General features: G+C 60.0%; 3 protein-coding genes. 2 read left to right on the forward strand and 1 reads right to left on the reverse strand.

The window, feature by feature from the left end:
- Positions 1–164 precede the first annotated feature (164 nt).
- Positions 165–1,337 (reverse strand): MFS transporter, encoded by a 1,173-nt coding sequence (locus tag HMPREF3036_RS05890; protein ID WP_062332445.1) that lies wholly within the window; start codon positions 1,335–1,337, stop codon positions 165–167.
- Between the two features lie 226 nt (positions 1,338–1,563).
- Between HMPREF3036_RS05890 and HMPREF3036_RS12095 the strand changes: the two genes are divergently transcribed.
- Together HMPREF3036_RS12095 and HMPREF3036_RS12100 are read left to right on the forward strand one after the other, a co-directional pair.
- Positions 1,564–2,070, forward strand: a complete 507-nt coding sequence (locus HMPREF3036_RS12095; protein ID WP_197457945.1) for an apurinic/apyrimidinic endonuclease family protein — start codon at positions 1,564–1,566, stop codon at positions 2,068–2,070.
- Positions 2,071–2,226: 156 nt separating this feature from the next.
- On the forward strand, positions 2,227–2,463 hold the full coding sequence (locus HMPREF3036_RS12100; protein WP_005434946.1) for a hypothetical protein: 237 nt from the start codon (positions 2,227–2,229) through the stop codon (positions 2,461–2,463).
- The last annotated feature ends 144 nt before the right edge of the window (positions 2,464–2,607 follow it).

The raw sequence follows: 2,607 nt of genomic DNA on the forward strand, positions 1-2,607 counted from the left end.
CGTTCCACGGACTTCCGAGATGAACCAAAAGAAATGCCAGACATGTCGCTTTAAGGCGGACGGGAAATGCAGTCACGACGTACAGTGTCCTCAAGTTCGCTTCGGATAATTCTAAAAGCTTCAGCTCTTACTGAGGCTCCTCATCGTTCACGTCTGATCTTCAGTCAGGGTAGACACGCACATTTACGCCGAGGCGCGCCACCCGTTGCATCAGGTCTTCCCGCAACAAGCCACGCCACCACGCACCACATGAGCACGAGGATCATGAGAAGCACGGGCATGCGGCCGAATCCGAAGGTCGAAGCCCAGGCGCCCGCCATCATGGGTGCAAGGCCGGCCAGCAGGTAACCGCCGCACTGAACGAGCCCCGTCACGCGAAGAATGTCAGCTTCCGGCGTCTTCTTCGTCACGGCGGCAAGCGAAATCGTCACGAATGCTCCCTGCAGCACGCCCATTACAAGCGCCGCTCCCATGAGGCCTGCGAATTCTCCCAACCCCTCCATCCAGATCCAGAGCCCCGTCAGATAAACGGTGCCGACCACAGGATAGATTTTTCTAGCCACAGGCAGAAAGCCGCATCCGAGAGATCCGGCAAACATGGCGCCAAGGTAGAGCGTCACGGCATTGACCGCGTCAGGTCTGGAAAAGCCCGCAGCCTCAAGCCCTGAGGGCATCATCGACGCAACGGTGAAGGTGAGCCCCGCCTGAATAGCAACGAACCACACGAGAAGTGCAACGAGAGCTCCGCTCTTCTCGAGACGCTTTTCCTTCCGTTCTGGAACGGGCAGAGGAACGCCTCCCAAACCCACTGCCCAGACAAGCGGCGCAAGAGCCGCCAATCCCCAAACTGCAAAAGGAGCCCACCAGACGCCGCCCGCCTCCAGAGCCGGCATGACCGAGGCCGTGCCCAGCAGGCCGCTGATGCTGAGCACTGCCGTATAGACGCCCATCACCTGAGACTGGCGGTCATGAAAGACCACCTTGATGACAGAGGGAGCCCAGACGTTCAGGCCCGCGATTGAAACGCTCAGAATCAGCGTTCCGAGAAAGAGAGCGGGCATCCACTCGATGCATCGGACGAAGGATCCGAGTGCGGCTCCGGTAAGTGCGGCGACGGCGAAGGTTCTACTTCCGAATCCGGCCACAAGCGGCAGGACAGCGAGGCTACAGAGTCCAAAGGCCATGGTCGGAATGCCTGCGAGTACGCCGAAAGCCTCCCACGGCAGATCGAAGACATCGCGAACGACGGGCGCCATCGGACCCACTGCATTGATGGGCCCGCGCATGACAAGTGCGGCAAGGACGATCATGAGGAGAATTTGCTTTTGGCTGTGCATCAGAAGCCTTCGGAAAAGTGATTACTGAAAAGGCTATCCCTTCGTGTGTGCCTTGACCAGATTGGTTTTCCCGAACAGAGGGTTTTCGCCACCGCTCGCGGCCACCTCCCACGAGCCGTATCGGCGTTCGGATTAGTTCTTTAGGATGAAGGACATGCTTAGGGCGCGGGGCCGGACACGGTCCCTGGAGGGCGCCTCAACCATATCAACCAAGGAGAAAAACATCATGCTTTCGAATCGCCGCCGCTTCCTTCAGGGTGCCGCCTCCGCGAAGGTCGCCCCCGTCACGCTCCAGGACCGCAGCTACGAGCCACTGAAGCTTCCGCGTCCGATCAGTCTGGCCGCCCTCACCATTCTCGACGTCTCTCCCGCCAATCAGGTGCTCTGCGCCGCCAAGGCGGGCTACAGCCACGTCGGCATCCGCCTCGTGCCCGCCACCCCGACCGAAACGCAGTACGACATGATCGGCAACACGCCCATGATCCGTGAAGTCGAAGCCAATCTGAAGGCCACCGGCATCAAGGTCCTCGACATCGAAATTCTCCGCATCAAGCCCGACACTCGTGCCGTAAACTGGAAGGCCTTCTTCGAAACCGGCACCCGCCTCGGCGCCACTCAGGTGCTCTGCGCAGGCAACGACCCCGACATCAACCGCCTGACGGACAACTACGCCGAACTCTGCGAGCTCGCCCATCCGTACGGCCTCAACCTCAGCATCGAGCCGATGCCCTGATGCAACGTCTCGACCGTCAAGCAGCACGGTGAGATCCTCCGCAAGATCAACCGTCCGAACGCAGGCTGCCTCGTCGACCCGATCCATTTCTACCGCGCCAAGAACGACTACAAGGACATCGACAACCTGCCCGCCGGCTCGCTCAAGTACTGCCAGATGTGCGCCATCACGGCCGAAATGCCCGACACGATGGACGGCATCCTCTATCAGGCCCGCAACTTCCGCCTGTCTTCGGGCACCGGCGCTGCCTACCTCGTGCAGCTTCTCAAGCACCTGCCGATCTCCATCGAGGTCTGCAACGCGAACCTTGCCCTGACGATGTCTCCGCTTGACCGCGCCCGCATGTACCTCGAGGACATGGTCGCCGTGCTCAACGCCGCAGGCGAACACTGATCCTCACAAGGTCTCTCAGCAAGTTCTCCCATTTCGTGCATTCCGCACAGGCGGATTCCTTCCGGAATCCGTCGCTTTTTTGAGGGACTGGTCCCTGAAAAAAAGGTTCTTCTCGGAAGTCCGTGGAACGCGGCCTTGACTTTT

The sequence above is a fragment of the Sutterella sp. KLE1602 genome, assembly GCF_001578585.1.
Classification (GTDB): Bacteria; Pseudomonadota; Gammaproteobacteria; order Burkholderiales; family Burkholderiaceae_F; genus Sutterella; species Sutterella wadsworthensis_A.

Coding starts and splice junctions, on each gene's coding strand:
- HMPREF3036_RS05890 (WP_062332445.1), bottom strand. CDS start 1,337: ATGCACAGCCAAAAGCAAATTCTCCTCATGATCGTCCTTGCCGCACTT.
- HMPREF3036_RS12095 (WP_197457945.1), top strand. CDS start 1,564: ATGCTTTCGAATCGCCGCCGCTTCCTTCAGGGTGCCGCCTCCGCGAAG.
- HMPREF3036_RS12100 (WP_005434946.1), top strand. CDS start 2,227: ATGTGCGCCATCACGGCCGAAATGCCCGACACGATGGACGGCATCCTC.